The sequence below is a fragment of the Oceaniglobus indicus genome, assembly GCF_002751875.1.
GTDB lineage: Bacteria > Pseudomonadota > Alphaproteobacteria > Rhodobacterales > Rhodobacteraceae > Oceaniglobus > Oceaniglobus indicus.
In genome coordinates, this window is sequence record NZ_NMZM01000005.1 from 250,161 (window position 1) to 265,243 (window position 15,083).

The window sequence follows — 15,083 nt, forward strand, 5'->3', positions numbered from 1 at the left end:
AACGTCCAACCCGGCAAACCGGCGCTTTCAACGCCGCCCGCGACGTGCCAAGGTCGAGGCCATGAAAACACCGATCACCAGCCCGGACGGCACCCCGCTTTCACCCTTCGCCTTTGGCGCCATGCAATTCGGCGGCGCTGCGGACCACGCGCAATCGCGCGCAATGTATGATGCCTGCCGCGCAGCGGGGATCAACTTTTTCGACACTGCCCACAATTACACCGAAGGCGCATCCGAACGGTTCCTGGGTGAATTCGCAGCGCCCGAACGCGACAAGCTGGTGATCGCCACCAAGCATGATTTCCCGAACGGCGCCGCACCGGATGTGATCCGCAGATCGATGGACGAAAGCCTGGGCCGGCTGGGCATGGACAGCGTCGATATCTTCTACCTGCACCGCTGGGACGACGACACGCCGCTTGAGCAGACCTTCGAGGCCCTGGCGAAAGAGCAGCAGGCCGGTCGGTTCCGTCATATCGGCGTGTCGAACTTTGCCGCCTGGCAGGTGATGAAGGCCGAGTCGGTGGCGCGCGCCCTGGGCACGACCATCGCCATGATCCAGCCGATGTATAACCTGGTCAAGCGGCAGGTCGAGGTCGAGATCCTGCCGATGGCCCGCTCCGAAGGCTATGCCGTGGTGCCCTATTCGCCGCTGGGCGGCGGCCTTCTGACAGGCAAGTACGGCAACGGCGGTGGTGCCGGGCGGCTGAAGGAAAGCGCGATGTACAGCAGCCGCTACAGCCAGCAATGGATGTATGACACGGCGGCTGCACTGACCGATCTGGCGCGCGAGATCGGCGAGAATCCGATCACGCTGGCGGTTGCCTGGGCGGCGCGCCATCCCGACATCACCGCGCCGATCATCTCGGGACGGACCGTGGAACAGTTGCAGCCGTCGCTGAACGCGATGTCCTTCGACATGGACGATGCGCTTTACGCACGGATCACCGCGTTGTCGCCCACCCCTGCCCCCGCCACCGATCGTCTGGAAGAAGCGTGAGCCGGATCGTCATCATCGGCGGCGGCATCGCCGGCCTGTCGGCGGCCGCACGGCTTGCGCCCTTGGGCCAGGTCACGGTGCTGGAGGCCGAGCCGGCCCTGGCCACCCATGCCTCGGGCCGGTCCGCCGCCGCCTTCATCGAGGATTACGGAAATGCCACGGTGCGCGCCCTGAACCGCGCCAGCCTGCGGCACCTGTCGGATCATGCCGGCGGCGTGCTCAGCAGGCGTGGCGTTCTGCTGGTGGCACGGGCCGACCAGGCCGACAGTTTTGCAAGCGACCGGATCGACATGGGCATGGACGATATCTCGGTCCCCGAAGCCTGCGACATGGTGCCGATCCTGAACCGCGACACGGTGGCCCATGCGGCCTATCGGGCGGACGTCATGGATCTGGACACCGATCTGCTGATCCAGAACTTCACCCGTGACGCGCGGGCATCGGGCGCCCGGATCGTCACCGGTGTCCGCGTCGATGCCATCGCGCGCGCCAACGCGGGATGGACCGTGCGTTGGAAAGACGGCGTAGCCGACGCCGATATCGTGGTGAACGCGGCTGGCGCGTGGGCCGATCATGTCGCCCGCATGGCCGGAATCGCACCGCTGGGCCTGCAACCCTATCGCCGGTCGATGGCCCAGCTTCCCGCGCCCGAAGGTCACGACGTCACCGCATGGCCGTTGTTCGAGGGGGTCGACAGCGCCTGGTATGCAAAACCGGGCGCCGGCAAACTGACCGTGTCGCCCGCCGAAGAAGACCCGATGGACGCCCATGACGCCTTCACCGACGATATGGTCGTGGCCGAAGGGCTGGCCCGCTATTCCGAGATGGTCACCACCCCCGTCACACGGGTCGAAACGACCTGGGCCGGATTGCGCACCTTCGCGCCCGACCGCGCCCTGGTGATCGGACCGGACGCCACCATGCCGTCGTTCTTCTGGTGCGCGGCGCAGGGGGGGTATGGATTCCAGACGGCACCGGCCGCGTCGCAACTGCTGGGCGACCTGGTGGCCGGACGCGCGCCCGAACTGCCCGGCGACGTGGTGACCGCGCTGTCGCCCGCCCGGTTCGGCTGAGCGAGCGAACCCCTTGCACCGGATCGGTTTCGCGGTCACGGTGCCCGCCATGAAACGCATCCTTGCCCTCCTGTTCCTCACCGTGCTTGCCGCCTGTTCCGGGCCGGGCAGTGCACCTCTCGAAACCCCACGCGCGCCCCGGTTCGGCGACAGCGACCCGACCGATTGGCCGGGCCGCGGCCCGGCCGCCTATGCGGTCCACGGCGTCGATGCGTCGAAGTTCCAGGGCGCCGTGAACTGGGCGGCCGCCCACGCGGCCGGCGTCAATTTCGCCTTCATCAAGGCAACCGAGGGCGGCGACCGCCGGGACGAAAGGTTCGTTGAATACTGGGACGGTGCGGCGCGCGCCGGGATTCAGCGCGGCGCCTATCACTTCTATTATTTCTGCACCTCGCCGCAGGTTCAGGCACAGAACTTCATCAACACCGTGCCGCGCGTCGCGGGCAGTCTGCCGCCGGTGCTGGACCTGGAATGGAACCCGTTCTCGCCCACCTGCACCCATCGCCCTCCCGCCAGCGAGGTGCGCGCGCAGGTCCGCGTGTTCATGGGGATACTGGAACGGCATTACGGCCAGCGTCCGATCATCTATACCACGCCGGATTTCTGGGATCGCAACGACATCGGATCGCTGAACGAAGAAACCTGGCTGCGGGCAGTGGCAAGGCCGCCCGCCGAAATCTATCCCGGTGCGCGCTGGACCTTCTGGCAGTATTCCGGCACCGGACGGGTGCCGGGCTTTACCGGTGATGTGGACCTGAACGCCTTCGCGGGATCGCCGGCCCAGTGGCTGGCGTGGCTCGAGCGGCGGCGCCTGCGCTAGGCCTTCACCGCGTCCGCGGGGTTCGTCAACTTGCGGCGCACCGCAGGATTGCGTATGGCGTCATGGACGTTTTCGAGGGACATGAAATGGACGATCTGCGGCAAAAATTCATCGACCTGATCGCCGGCGCGACCGACGAGGCCACGCTGGAGCAGGTGCGCCTGTCGGCCATCGGCAAAAAGGGCGAAGTGGCGTTGAAGATGCGCGAACTGGGCCGCATGACCCCCGAGGAGCGTCAGACGGTCGGCCCCGCGCTGAACGCCCTGAAGGACGAGATCGCGTCGGCCATCGCCGCCCGCAAGGCCGGGCTGGAGGATGCGGCGCTGGACGCGCGGTTGAAGGGCGAATGGCTGGATGTCACCCTGCCCGGCCGCCGCCGCGGCGCGTTGCCCGGCACCATCCACCCGATCAGCCAGGTCTGGGAGGAGGTCACGGCCATCTTCGCCGACATGGGGTTCGCGGTGGCCGAAGGGCCGCAAATCGAAACCGACTGGTACAACTTCGATGCGCTGAACATCCCCGACCATCACCCGGCCCGCGGCGAGATGGACACGTTCTACATGCACCGCACCGAGGACGACGACCGCCCGCCCCACGTGCTGCGCACCCATACGTCGCCGGTGCAGATCCGCTCGATGCAGCAACAGGGCGCGCCGATCCGCATCATCTGTCCCGGTCGGGTCTATCGCGCCGATTACGACCAGACGCATACGCCGATGTTCCACCAGGTCGAAGGCCTGGTGCTGGACAAGGGCACGTCGATGGCGAACCTGAAATGGGTGCTTGAGGAATTCTTCTCGGCCTACTTCGGCACCACGGTCAAGACCCGCTTCCGCGCCTCGCACTTCCCGTTCACCGAACCCTCGGCCGAGGTCGACATCCAGTGTTCCTGGGAAGGCGGCACGGTGAAGGTGGGGGAAGGCGACGGCTGGCTCGAAGTGCTGGGCTCGGGCATGGTCCACCCCCACGTCCTGCGCGCGGGCGGCGTGAACCCGGACGACTGGCAGGGCTTTGCCTTCGGCATGGGCATCGACCGCATCGCCATGCTGAAATACGGCATCCCCGACCTGCGCGCATTTTTCGAGTCGGACCTGCGCTGGCTGCGCCATTACGGCTTCTCGCCGCTGGCGGTGCCGACGCTGCATGGGGGGGTCTAGGCCGCCCGATCGGTCTCGAAGGAGGCAAGATGAAGTTATTCCGCCTGCATTCCCGCGAGCAAAGCAGAAGAAGCCGCCGTCTTTATGCGCGCTATGAACTGGCCTATACTGCGGTCGATTTCTGCGCCGCGCTGTGTTTCATCATCGGGTCGGTAATGTTCTTCTTCGAAGCATGGCAGTATCCGGGCACTTGGCTTTTCGTGGTCGGATCGGTCCTGTTTGCAATGAAACCCACCTTGCGCCTGTGCCGCGAGATCCATCTTTACCGCATCGGCGATTTTTCCGATCTGTCCGAACGCGCCGAATAATCGAAGGCTGACCCATGAAATTCACCCTCTCCTGGCTGAAAGAACACCTCGACACCACGGCCTCGGTCGATGAAATCGTCGAGACCCTGACCGATCTCGGGCTTGAGGTCGAAGATGTCGTGGACCCCTCCGCCAAGCTGAACGCCTTTACGCTGGGCCATGTCAAATCCGCCGAAAAGCACCCCGATGCCGACCGCCTGAACGTCTGTCAGGTCGAAACCGACGCTGGCGTGTTGCAGATCATCTGTGGCGCGCCCAACGCGCGGGCCGGGATCACGGTGGTGGTGGCCAAACCCGGCACCTATGTTCCGGGCATCGACACCACGATTCAGGTCGGCAAGATCCGGGGCGTCGAATCCCACGGCATGATGTGTTCGGAACGCGAGATGGAGTTGTCGGAGGAACACGACGGCATCATCGAAATGCCCTCGGGCGAGGTCGGACAGGGTTATGCCGACTGGCTGGCCGCCAACGATCCGGCCAGCGTCGATCCGATGATCGAGATCGCGATCACCCCGAACCGGCCCGATGCGCTGGGCGTCCATGGCATCGCACGCGATCTGGCGGCGCGGGGGCTGGGCACGCTGATCAAACGCGCGGTCGAACCGGTCGCCGGCACCTTCCCCAGCCCGATCAAGGTCACCATCGACGCCGACACGCGCGACGGCTGCCCGCTGTTCACCGGGCGCGTCATCCGGGGCGTCAAGAACGGCCCGTCGCCCGCCTGGCTTCAGGCGCGGCTGAAGGCGATTGGATTGCGGCCGATTTCCGCGCTGGTCGATATCACCAACTTCTTCACCTACGACCGGAACCGCCCGCTGCACGTTTTCGATGCGGGCATCGTCAAGGGCGACCTGCGCGTGCACCGTGCGGCGGGCGGTGAAAGCCTGACCGCGCTGGATGACAAGGTCTATACATTCGCGCCGGAGATGATGGTGATTTCCGACGACGCCGGTGCCGAAAGCATCGCGGGCATCATGGGCGGCGCCCATTCGGGATGCACCGACGCGACCACCGATGTGTTCGTCGAATCCGCTTGGTGGGATCCCGTCACCATCGCGCGCACGGGCCGCGCGCTGAAGATCAACTCCGACGCCCGGTATCGGTTCGAACGCGGCGTCGATCCCGCGTTCACGCTTCCCGGTCTGGAACTGGCCACGCGGATGATCCTGGATCTCTGCGGTGGTGAAGCGTCCGAAGTGGTCGTCGCCGGCGAAGTGCCCGACCACGCGCGCACGATCCGCCTCGACACCGACCGGGTGCAGAGCCTTGTCGGCATGGCGATCCCGGCGGAAACCCAGCTGGCCGGGCTGACCGCCCTCGGTTTCCACATCGAGGGCGATACCGTCCACGTGCCAAGCTGGCGGCCCGATGTCCACGGCGAAGCGGACCTGGTGGAAGAGGTCGCGCGCCTTGCGTCCCTTTCCGGGTTGAAAGGCCAGCCGTTGACGCGCGCGCAACCCGGCGTGCCCAAGCCGGTGCTGACGTCGGCGCAGAAGCGCGAACAGATCGCCCGTCGCACCACCGCCGCGCTGGGATACGACGAATGCGTCACCTACAGCTTCATCGACGGCCCATCCGCCGCGTTGTTTGGCGGCGGCGGTGAAACCACGCGGCTGGAGAACCCGATCTCGAGCGAGCTGAGCCATATGCGGCCCGCCCTTCTGCCCGGCCTGCTTCAGGCAGCGCGGCGCAACCAGGCGCGCGGCATGACCAACATGGCGCTGTTCGAACTGGGCGCGGCATTCTGCGGCGGCGAGCCGGGCGAACAGCAGACCGAGGTGACCGGCCTGCTGATCGGGCGCACCGGGCCGAAGGACGTGCACGGCGCATCCCGCCCTGTCGAGATCTATGACGTCAAGGCCGACGCCGAAGCGGTGCTGGCAGCCATCGGCGCCCCCGCCAAGGTGCAGATCCTGCGCGACGGCGATGCCTGGTGGCATCCCGGCCGCCACGGGCGCATCTGCCTTGGCCCGAAAAAGATGCTGGGCGTGTTCGGCGAAGTGCATCCCAAGATCCTGCGCGAGATGGATGTGAAGGGCCCGGCCGTGGCCTTCACCCTCTATCCGGGCGAGATCCCGATGCCGCGCAACACCTCCGCCGCGCGCCCGCCCCTGGTGCTGAACGATCTGCAGGCCGTTGAACGCGACTTTGCCTTCGTGGTCGATCGCGGGGTCGAGGCGCTGACCCTGGTGAATGCCGCACAGGGGGCCGACAAGACGCTGATCGAAGACGTGCGCGTGTTCGATCAGTTCATCGGCGGATCGCTGGGCGAGGATGCGAAATCCCTGGCGATCACCGTCCGCCTGCAACCGCGCGACGCGACGCTGACGGAAAAGGATCTGGAAGCGGTTTCGGCACGGATTGTCGAAAAGGTCGAAAACGCCACAGGCGGCCGTTTGCGCAGCCAGGGCAGCACGACGTAACGAACGAAGGAGACAGCGATGTTGAAGGTTTATCTCTCGGGCGAAATCCATACCGACTGGCGCGAACAGATCGTTGCCGCCGCCGAAGGGCTGGACGTGCAGTTCGACGCGCCCGTGACCGATCATGCGGCCAGCGACGATTGCGGCGTGGCGATCCTGGGCGCCGAGGACAAGAAGTTCTGGCATGACCGCAAGGGGGCCCAGATCAACGCGATCCGCACCCGGCGGGGCATCGAACAGGCCGATGTCGTGGTCGTGCGCTTCGGCGATCAATACAAGCAGTGGAATGCGGCCTTCGACGCGGGCTATGCTGCGGCGCTGGGCAAATCGCTGATCGTGGTCCACGGTCCCGACCACGCCCACCCCCTGAAAGAAGTCGATGCCGCGGCCCTTGCCGTCTGCGAGGACCCGCGGCAGGTGGCACAGATCCTGCGCTATGTGCTGACCGGCGAATTGCCTGGCTGACACGGGCCGGGGGGCGGGGCGCCCCTTCCCCGCCGGGCGCCGGGTCCGGTGCAACATGGCAGGGTGCCTACTTTTGGCGCGTGCGCATGATGGTGCCGACCAGACCGCGGGCCAGCGCGTCTTTGACAAGGCAGATCCCGATCGTCGATGCGCCAAAGGCGACCCCGAACGCCGGGCGCCGGGTCGCCCGGTCCCCATCACCGCAATCCGTGGCAATTTACACCAACGCTCTCGGGCGTCCGGTCTTGCAGGTTTTGAGAACGACCAGAAAACCCGCGCGATCGCCAACAGCTTTTACTGGGCTCAAGGGGGTAAAGTTGGTGCGGTCGAGAAGACTCGAACTTCCACTCCGGTTAAGGAACAGCGACCTCAACGCTGCGCGTCTACCAATTCCGCCACGACCGCACTGTTCGGGCATGGCGGTCTTTAGATCAGGCTCGCTGCGATGTGAAGCCCCTAATTTCCCGCGGCGCCACGTTCTGCATCGCAACGTGGCGCCGCGGCGCCAGCCTCAGGGATTGCTGACAAAGGTCGGCAGTGTCGCGGCCTTCTGCGCTGCGGGGCTGGCCGGCGTCGCCATCGCATCGTCAGCCCCGAGCCGTGCCGAGGCCTGGCGCAAAAGCTCGGTGCGTTCCGGCTGGCCCGGCGCGAAAACCGCGTTGGTCGCGGCCCCCTTGAGGCCGGTTTCATACCACGATACCGCCAGGTCATCGCGGCGTGCCGTTCCGAACCCCTGGGCCAGGTGATGGCCCATCAGCTCGCCATAGCCGGCCTGCCCCAGGCTGACCAGGATCAGCGCCGAGCCGATGGCCTGGTCCAGATCATCCACCCGGTATCCGACCGACAGACAGACCTTGGCGGTCGCGGCCAGATCCTGGGTCGAGATGCCGGTGCCCAGCACGAACGCCGACACATCGCGCACGACCGCGTCGCGATCCTTGACCGCAAGCGCGGCGACATGGGGGCGCATCTGTTCGCCGTAGACGGCGCAATGCTGTGCGATCTGGTCCTGGGTCGCCGTCAGCCCCTGGGCCAGCTGTTCGCCGTCCGCGATCGCGTATGTGCGCGCCAGGCAGAACTGTTCATTCAGCGCGACGTTCGGATCGGTCATGGTGGCGAGTGTGGTGAAGCCGCCGTTGGTGCTGGTCAGCAGGCTGACGGTGTTGCAGTGCGACGCAAGCGAGGCCTTGGCGGACCCCGTATCACCGAAAAGATTGGTCAGCCCGCCCGGTTCGGTGGCGTTGGCCGCGCTCGCGCCCAGCGCCGTGACCGTCGTCGTGGTGGTGGTCAGGGTGGGTTGTGCGGTGGTGGTGGCAGCAGGGGGTGCGACCGGGGCGACGGCGACGGTCGTGTGCGGCGCGGCTGCGACGGTCGTGGTGCCTGCCATTTCGGCGCGATAGGTTTTCAACAGGCCCCGCACGCCATCGGGTGTCGCGGCGACCTGTTGCTGTGTTGCGAACCCGCCGGCCTGGGCGCGGTTGTAGGATGATACCAGCAGATCCTGTTCAAAGCTGGAGAGATGACCGGTCACCGGATACCCCAGATACGCCTGATACTGCGACACGGCGTTGCGCGATTTGCGCCCCAACTGGCCGTCGACCGCCCCCGCATCGAACCCGAAGTAGTTCAGCGACGACTGGATTTGGCGGCCCTCCGCCGTGGCCGGGATCCGCGGGGCCGCCTTGCGATAGGTTTTCGTGGACTTGCGCTTGACATAGACCTTCTGGCGCTGGCTGTTGCGCACCGCCTGGTTGGTGACGGCGCCGCCGATGGCACCGAGGATCAGGCCGGCGGCGAAATCATTTCCGGCCATGGCCCGGCTTGGCGGGACAAGAGCGAGGGATGAAACGAGTGCGGTGGACAAAAGGATTTTCTGAAACATGGTGCGCTCCGCTGAATACAAGGCGTTGATGTGTCAACAGACTAGCACGGGAATCGCTTTGTGGCGTAGCCGGAAAAAAGGCGATATAGCGGAATCTCCCCTCGAATTGAGCCAACTGTCTGAGCTTGTGCAGGAAATACAGCCCCATGGTCGAATGGATCACCACCGACACCCCTGTTGCCTATCCCGAGGCGCTCAGCCGGATGGAGCAGATCGTAGAAGGCATCCACGCCGGAACGGCCCCTGAAACGGTCTGGCTGCTGGAACACCCGCCGCTCTATACCGCCGGAACCAGCGCCGATCCTGCCGACCTGACCGATCCCGACCGCTTTCCGGTCTACGAGGCGCGGCGCGGCGGCCAATACACCTATCACGGCCCGGGCCAGCGCGTCGCCTATGTGATGCTGGACGTGGGGGCGCGGGGGCGCGATGTGCGCCGTTTCGTCAAACAACTCGAGACCTGGGTGATCGCCGCGCTGGCCGAGTTCAACGTGACCGGCCAGATCCGCGAGGGCCGGGTTGGCGTCTGGGTCGAGCGGCCCGAAAAAGCCCGCAGCCCCGACGGCGCCCTGCGCGAGGACAAGATCGCGGCCATCGGCATCAGGTTGCGCAAATGGATCAGCTTTCATGGCATTTCCATCAATGTCGAACCCGATCTGTCGCATTTCGACGGCATCGTGCCCTGCGGCATCCGCGACCACGGCGTGACCAGCCTGGTCGACCTGGGCCTGCCGGTGACGATGAACGATCTTGATCTGGCGCTAAAACGCGGGTTCGACGAGGTTTTCGGCCAGTCCGGCTGATACCGACCGATCGTCGATCCCGTCCCTGTCTCACCCCCACACCGCGCCCGGGCGCGCCCCGGTTGCGTGCGGTCACGCGCCCGGCTGGCGGCGGATTTTCTGCGTCGTGAAAAACCGGGTTGTATTACCATAGTAATTTTGTCACCTATAAAGCCGTGCCGCAGAATGGCATCGGCCGGCCACGGCCGATCCGCCTGACCGACCGCCCGCACGCCATGCACCAGAACCGACAGAGAGACACGGATCATGAACAAACTGACTGCCACCGCGCTTTGCGCCCTCTTGGCCACGCCGGCATTTGCCGTCGAAGAGGCGGATGTGCTGGCGACCTATACCGACATCGCCGCCGCCGCCTATGGCGACAGTCTGACGACCGCGAAACATCTGCGCGACACCGTGACCGCCTTTGTCAACGACCCTTCGGCCGAGGGGCTGCAGGCCGCGCGCACGGCATGGCTTCAGGCGCGTGTGCCCTATCAGCAGACCGAGGTTTACCGCTTCGGCAACCCCATCGTTGACGACTGGGAGGGCCGGGTGAACGCCTGGCCCCTGGACGAAGGGTTGATCGATTACGTCGACGCCGCAGGCACCGCGCCGACACAAGCTTACGATAACAATCCGGCGGCCAACCTGAACGTCATCGCCAATCCCACCTTCACACTGTCGGGCAAACAGATCGATGCCACTCGGATCACGCCCGAACTGCTGGCCGAAACGCTGCACGAAGCGGGCGGCGCCGAGGCCAACGTCGCCACCGGCTATCACGCCATCGAATTCCTGCTCTGGGGCCAGGACATCGGCGCCTATGATTCGACAGCCGGTCAGCGTCCGTGGACCGATTATGCGTCCGGCGACGCCTGCACCAACGACAACTGCGACCGGCGCGGCGCCTATCTTGTCGCGGCGGCCGATCTTCTGGTGTCCGATCTGGAATACATGGCGTCGGCCTGGGCCACCGGGGGCGAAGCGCGCCAGGCCGTGCTGGAAGATTCCGACGGCGTCGGCCGGATCCTCACCGGGATGGGCAGCCTGTCGTATGGCGAACAGGCCGGCGAGCGGATGCAGCTGGGCCTGTTGCTGAACGATCCCGAGGAAGAACACTCGTGCTTCTCGGACAACACCCACAATGACCACTTCTATGACGCGCTGGGCATCCGCAACGTGTTCAACGGCCGATACGTCGGACTTGGCGGCGAGGTGACATCGGGCGCCAGCCTGCGCGATCTGATTGCCGAAACCGACCCGGCCGTGGCCGACGCCCTGGGGGCCGCGCTGGACCACACGCAATTCAGGATGACCGAGATGAAAGTCGTGGCCGAAACCGGATTCCATTACGACATGATGCTGGACCCGGCAAACGAAGCGGGCGGTGCGCTGATTCAGGCGGCGATCGACGGGTTGATCGCGCAAACCCGCGAGATCGAGCGGGCGGTGAACACGCTGGGCCGCGATCAGATCGCCTTTGAAGGATCGGACAGCCTGGATGACCCGAACGCCGTGTTCGAATAACCGCGGCAGGGCGCGCTTTTCGCGCCCCCGATCCGTTGCATGATTGTCCGGGCGGCGCGATACGGTCGCGCCGCCCCGATGGATGGAGCCCCCCGATGAGATACCTCCCCTTTGCCATTGCTGCCCTGATGGGGGCTGCGCCGGCTCTTGCGCAGGCGCCGCAGATCGGCGAACGGCACCTGGATGTCGTGCCGCGCACCCCGGCCGAAGCCGCCCGGATCGCGACCGTCACCGCACCCACGACCGATTTCGCCGCGCCCGAACCGTTCGAGGCGAACCAGGGCGGCGCCGGCACGGTGCGGCGGCGCAGTGACGCACAGGCCTTCAGCCTGCCGAAATCCAACCTCAGCTTTGCACAGGGCGCCGAATTTTCCGTCGGCAACGGTTTGTTCGAACGGTTGTGGGTGACGGCGCCCGCCTCGACCATCGCGTCGGACGGGCTGGGGCCGATGTTCAACACCCGCTCGTGCCAGGATTGCCACATCAAGGATGGGCGCGGCCACGCCCCGGCCGGCCCCGACGACGATGCCGGATCGCTGGTGGTGCGGCTGGGCATTCCGCTGATGTCCGATCCGGCAACGCGCGCCGATCTGGAACGCTATCTCGGCGCGGATCCCGATCCGGTCTATGGCCATCAATTCTCCGACAACGCGATTCCCGGGGTGGCGGCGGAAGGACAGGTCAGCGTCGAATGGATCGAGGCCGAGACCGTCGATCTGCCCGGTGGCGAGCGCGTCACGCTGCGCCGGCCCCACTGGACGCTGCGCGATCTGGGTCACGGTCCGATGGACCCGGCGACCCGGATCAGCCCGCGCGTCGCGCCGCAGATGATCGGCCTCGGCCTGGTCGAGGCAATTCCCGCCGACGACATCCTGGCCCACGCCGACCCCGACGATGAAGACGGCGACGGCATATCCGGGCGCGCGCACCTTGTGTGGTCGCCCGAATATCAGGCCGAAATGCTGGGCCGTTTCGGTGTGCGTGCCACCACCCCGACCCTGCGTCAGCAGGCCGCCGATGCGTTCAACGCCGATATCGGCCTGGCCTCGCCCCTGCGTCCCGATCCGGCGGGCGATTGCACGCCGGCCCAGGCCGGCTGTCGCGATGCCCCACACGGCATGGACGACGAACAGGGCGGTTTCGAGGTCTCGCAGCAGAGCCTTGACCTCGTGACGTTCTACACACGCAACCTTGCGGTGCCGCGGCGCGACGCGGTGGACGATCCGCAGGTGCTGCGCGGCAAGCAGCTGTTTTACGAAGCGCGCTGCACCGCCTGCCATGTGCCGAAATTCGTGACCCACCGCCTTGACGAAACCCGCGCCGAGGACAGTTTTCAACTTGTGTGGCCCTATTCCGATTTCCTGTTGCACGACATGGGACCGGGTCTGGCCGATGGCTTGCCCGCCGGACAGGCGGACGGGTCCGAATGGCGCACGGCACCGCTGTGGGGGATTGGATTGACGCAAGAGGTTTCGGGACACCGACAGTTCCTGCACGACGGGCGGGCCCGATCGCTGAGCGAAGCCATCCTGTGGCACGGCGGCGAAGCCCAGGCCGCCCGCGACCATTTCGCCGCGCTGAACGCCGAGAACCGCGCCGCCATCATCGCCTTCCTGGAGTCCCTATGAAGCTGTTCGCGATCCTGCCCTGTGCCGTTGCCGTTCTGACCTCGCCTGCCGTGGCGGATGTGGATGCCGCGCTGGACCGCCATGTCCTGCCCCGAATCGACGATCTGGCCGCCGAAACCCGCGCCCTGGCCGACACGCCCTGCGACGCGGGCCAGTTGCGCGCCGCCTTCGACGATGCGGCGCTGGCGTGGTCGGCCGCGTCGCACCTGACCCTTGGCCCCGCCGAGGAAAACGGGCGCGCGCGCGCGATCCTGTTCTGGCCCGACGAACGCGATTCGACGGGCCGCGGCCTGCGCCTGCTGATGCAACAGGGTGCCGACGCATGGACGCCCGACGCCATTGCGCGCGCTTCGGTCGCGGCGCGGGGCCTTGGCGCGCTTGAGCGTCTCATCCACGAGGACGACGCACAACCCTGCGCGCTGACCCTGGCGTTGAGCGATGATCTTGCCGCGACGGCGGCGGCCATCCGCGACGGTTGGCACGACGGCTTTGCCGACATGATGCGCACCCCCGGCGGCCCCGGCAACACCCGGTTCCTGACGGAAAGCGAGGCGGCGGCCGCCCTGTTCACCGCGCTTCTTGCCGGGCTTGAATACACGGCCGATACCCGCCTGGGGCGCCCCCTGGGCACGTTCGACGATCCGCGCCCGGCGCGCGCCGAATACCGCCGGTCGGGGCTGTCGCTGGACAGCGTGCAGGCCGCCCTTGTCTCGCTGCGCGAGCTTGCGGCAACCTTGGCCGATGCGCCCCGGACGCTGGAGGCGCTGGATCGCGCCATTGCCACCACCGAGGATCTGGACGATCCGGTGTTTGCCGGTGTCGCCGATCCGCAGGCGCGCTTTCGCGTCGAAACGCTCCAGACCGCCGTGCGCGAGGCCCGCAACATCGCCGCAACCGAAATCGGCGCCGCCCTGGGCGTCTCGGCCGGCTTCAATTCCGCGGATGGCGACTGATGCTGTCACGCCGCCGCTTTCTCGTCGCCGGAGGGGCCGCCGCGGCGGTTCCGACACCGACCTGGGCCGATCTGGGCAAACCGGCGTTCCTGGCCGCCGCCCGCGAAGCCGACGGGGATTTCGCCCTGTTCGGCCTGGATGACACCGGTGCCCTCACGTTCCGCGTCCCGCTGCCCCAACGCGGACATGCGGCAGCGGCACATCCCCACCGCGCCGAGGCCGTGGCCTTTGCCCGCCGCCCCGGCACCTTCGCCCTGGTGATCGACTGCGCTTCGGGCCAGGTTCTGCACCGGCTTTCGGCGCCCGAGGGGCGGCACTTCTACGGTCACGGCGTGTTCATCGACGACGGGCGCATCCTGGCCACCACCGAGAACGATTTCGCGACCGGCGATGGGCGCATCGGGTTCTGGGATGTGCGCGCCGGATACGCCCGACTGGATGAAATTCCATCGGGCGGGATCGGCCCGCACGAGATCATCCGCCTGTCGGACGACACCTTGGTGGTGGCCAACGGCGGGATCAGAACCCACCCCGACAGCGGGCGCGAAAAGCTGAACATCGATACCATACGCCCGAACCTGACATATATCCGGGCCGGGCAGGTGATCGAAACGGTCGAATTGTCCGACCCGAAACTGTCGATCCGCCATATCGCGGCCCATCCCGACGGCACCATCGCCATGGGCCTGCAATCTCAGCGCGACCCCGACGCTCCGGTGGCCTTGCTGGCTGTGCACCGGCGCGGCCGTCTGTTGCGAACCTTCGGCGCCGAGATGTCCGGGGTGTGCCGCGGGTATGTCGGATCGGTCGCATGGGCCGGCACGGGGCGGCGGATCGCGATCACCGCACCACGCGGAAACCGCGCCGCGATCCTGACCGACGACACGTTCGAAACGCTGCACCGGCCCGATATCTGCGGTGTGGCGATGACCCGCTCGGGGCTGGCGTTCACGGATGGCACCGGCGGCGTCCTGACCGATCACGGCGCACGAAAGCACCCCGTGGCCTGGGACAACCACCTGGTCGCCCTGGCGGTGTGACTGAGTGGCTGGCGCCGAA

The 15,083-nt window shown here is 66.6% G+C and carries 13 protein-coding genes and 1 tRNA gene; 12 read left to right on the forward strand and 2 right to left on the reverse strand.

All coding sequences use genetic code 11. From position 1 onward, the window contains the following. The first annotated feature begins 61 nt into the window (after window positions 1–61). From CFP68_RS10130 to CFP68_RS10160, 7 genes are all read left to right on the forward strand, one after another. Window positions 62–1,000, forward strand: coding sequence for an aldo/keto reductase (locus CFP68_RS10130; protein WP_099826793.1), 939 nt, complete (start codon window positions 62–64; stop codon window positions 998–1,000). Continuing rightward, entirely contained in the window at window positions 997–2,073 is a 1,077-nt protein-coding gene (locus CFP68_RS10135; protein ID WP_099826794.1) for an NAD(P)/FAD-dependent oxidoreductase, read from the forward strand. Before CFP68_RS10130 ends, CFP68_RS10135 begins: the two co-directional genes overlap by 4 nt. A gap of 49 nt (window positions 2,074–2,122) precedes the next feature. Further along, entirely contained in the window at window positions 2,123–2,893 is a 771-nt protein-coding gene (locus CFP68_RS10140; RefSeq protein WP_099826883.1) for a glycoside hydrolase family 25 protein, read from the forward strand. 86 nt (window positions 2,894–2,979) lie between these two features. Then, window positions 2,980–4,050, forward strand: coding sequence for a phenylalanine--tRNA ligase subunit alpha (pheS, locus tag CFP68_RS10145; protein ID WP_099826884.1), 1,071 nt, complete (start codon window positions 2,980–2,982; stop codon window positions 4,048–4,050). Window positions 4,051–4,079: 29 nt separating this feature from the next. Continuing rightward, window positions 4,080–4,358 carry a YrhK family protein gene (locus tag CFP68_RS10150; protein ID WP_099826795.1) on the forward strand — a complete coding sequence of 93 codons (279 nt, stop codon included), beginning with the start codon at window positions 4,080–4,082 and terminating at the stop codon, window positions 4,356–4,358. A 14-nt stretch (window positions 4,359–4,372) separates the two neighbouring features. Next, the gene (gene pheT / locus CFP68_RS10155) at window positions 4,373–6,784 is read left to right on the forward strand and encodes a phenylalanine--tRNA ligase subunit beta (RefSeq protein ID WP_099826796.1); all 2,412 of its coding nucleotides are present in this window, start codon (window positions 4,373–4,375) and stop codon (window positions 6,782–6,784) included. 18 nt (window positions 6,785–6,802) lie between these two features. After that, window positions 6,803–7,249 carry a YtoQ family protein gene (locus tag CFP68_RS10160; RefSeq protein ID WP_099826797.1) on the forward strand — a complete coding sequence of 149 codons (447 nt, stop codon included), beginning with the start codon at window positions 6,803–6,805 and terminating at the stop codon, window positions 7,247–7,249. 318 nt (window positions 7,250–7,567) lie between these two features. Here the strand turns inward: CFP68_RS10160 and CFP68_RS10165 are convergent. Next, window positions 7,568–7,654 (reverse strand) — tRNA-Leu (locus CFP68_RS10165). A 106-nt stretch (window positions 7,655–7,760) separates the two neighbouring features. Further along, a complete protein-coding gene (locus CFP68_RS10170; RefSeq protein ID WP_099826798.1) occupies window positions 7,761–9,131 on the reverse strand; it encodes a peptidoglycan-binding domain-containing protein in 1,371 nt (456 codons plus the stop codon). 146 nt (window positions 9,132–9,277) lie between these two features. Between CFP68_RS10170 and lipB the strand changes: the two genes are divergently transcribed. The 5 genes from lipB to CFP68_RS10195 all read left to right on the forward strand — a co-directional run bounded on the left by lipB (window position 9,278) and on the right by CFP68_RS10195 (window position 15,064). Beyond that, the gene (gene lipB / locus CFP68_RS10175; RefSeq protein ID WP_099826799.1) at window positions 9,278–9,934 is read left to right on the forward strand and encodes a lipoyl(octanoyl) transferase LipB; all 657 of its coding nucleotides are present in this window, start codon (window positions 9,278–9,280) and stop codon (window positions 9,932–9,934) included. A gap of 246 nt (window positions 9,935–10,180) precedes the next feature. Then, entirely contained in the window at window positions 10,181–11,443 is a 1,263-nt protein-coding gene (locus tag CFP68_RS10180; protein ID WP_099826800.1) for an imelysin family protein, read from the forward strand. Window positions 11,444–11,538: 95 nt separating this feature from the next. Continuing rightward, window positions 11,539–13,071 carry a di-heme oxidoreductase family protein gene (locus CFP68_RS10185; protein ID WP_099826801.1) on the forward strand — a complete coding sequence of 511 codons (1,533 nt, stop codon included), beginning with the start codon at window positions 11,539–11,541 and terminating at the stop codon, window positions 13,069–13,071. Next, on the forward strand, window positions 13,068–14,024 hold the full coding sequence (locus CFP68_RS10190) for an imelysin family protein (RefSeq protein WP_099826802.1): 957 nt from the start codon (window positions 13,068–13,070) through the stop codon (window positions 14,022–14,024). Before CFP68_RS10185 ends, CFP68_RS10190 begins: the two co-directional genes overlap by 4 nt. After that, on the forward strand, window positions 14,024–15,064 hold the full coding sequence (locus CFP68_RS10195) for a DUF1513 domain-containing protein (protein WP_099826803.1): 1,041 nt from the start codon (window positions 14,024–14,026) through the stop codon (window positions 15,062–15,064). The genes CFP68_RS10190 and CFP68_RS10195 overlap by 1 nt, the downstream gene beginning before the upstream one ends. The last annotated feature ends 19 nt before the right edge of the window (window positions 15,065–15,083 follow it).

Bases quoted from the DNA above. Each gene is read 5' to 3' on its own strand.
- CFP68_RS10130 (WP_099826793.1), top strand. From the start codon at position 62: ATGAAAACACCGATCACCAGCCCGGACGGCACCCCGCTTTCACCCTTC.
- CFP68_RS10140 (WP_099826883.1), top strand. From the start codon at position 2,123: ATGAAACGCATCCTTGCCCTCCTGTTCCTCACCGTGCTTGCCGCCTGT.
- pheS (WP_099826884.1), top strand. From the start codon at position 2,980: ATGGACGATCTGCGGCAAAAATTCATCGACCTGATCGCCGGCGCGACC.
- CFP68_RS10150 (WP_099826795.1), top strand. From the start codon at position 4,080: ATGAAGTTATTCCGCCTGCATTCCCGCGAGCAAAGCAGAAGAAGCCGC.
- pheT (WP_099826796.1), top strand. From the start codon at position 4,373: ATGAAATTCACCCTCTCCTGGCTGAAAGAACACCTCGACACCACGGCC.
- CFP68_RS10160 (WP_099826797.1), top strand. From the start codon at position 6,803: ATGTTGAAGGTTTATCTCTCGGGCGAAATCCATACCGACTGGCGCGAA.
- CFP68_RS10170 (WP_099826798.1), bottom strand. From the start codon at position 9,131: ATGTTTCAGAAAATCCTTTTGTCCACCGCACTCGTTTCATCCCTCGCT.
- lipB (WP_099826799.1), top strand. From the start codon at position 9,278: ATGGTCGAATGGATCACCACCGACACCCCTGTTGCCTATCCCGAGGCG.
- CFP68_RS10180 (WP_099826800.1), top strand. From the start codon at position 10,181: ATGAACAAACTGACTGCCACCGCGCTTTGCGCCCTCTTGGCCACGCCG.
- CFP68_RS10185 (WP_099826801.1), top strand. From the start codon at position 11,539: ATGAGATACCTCCCCTTTGCCATTGCTGCCCTGATGGGGGCTGCGCCG.
- CFP68_RS10190 (WP_099826802.1), top strand. From the start codon at position 13,068: ATGAAGCTGTTCGCGATCCTGCCCTGTGCCGTTGCCGTTCTGACCTCG.
- CFP68_RS10195 (WP_099826803.1), top strand. From the start codon at position 14,024: ATGCTGTCACGCCGCCGCTTTCTCGTCGCCGGAGGGGCCGCCGCGGCG.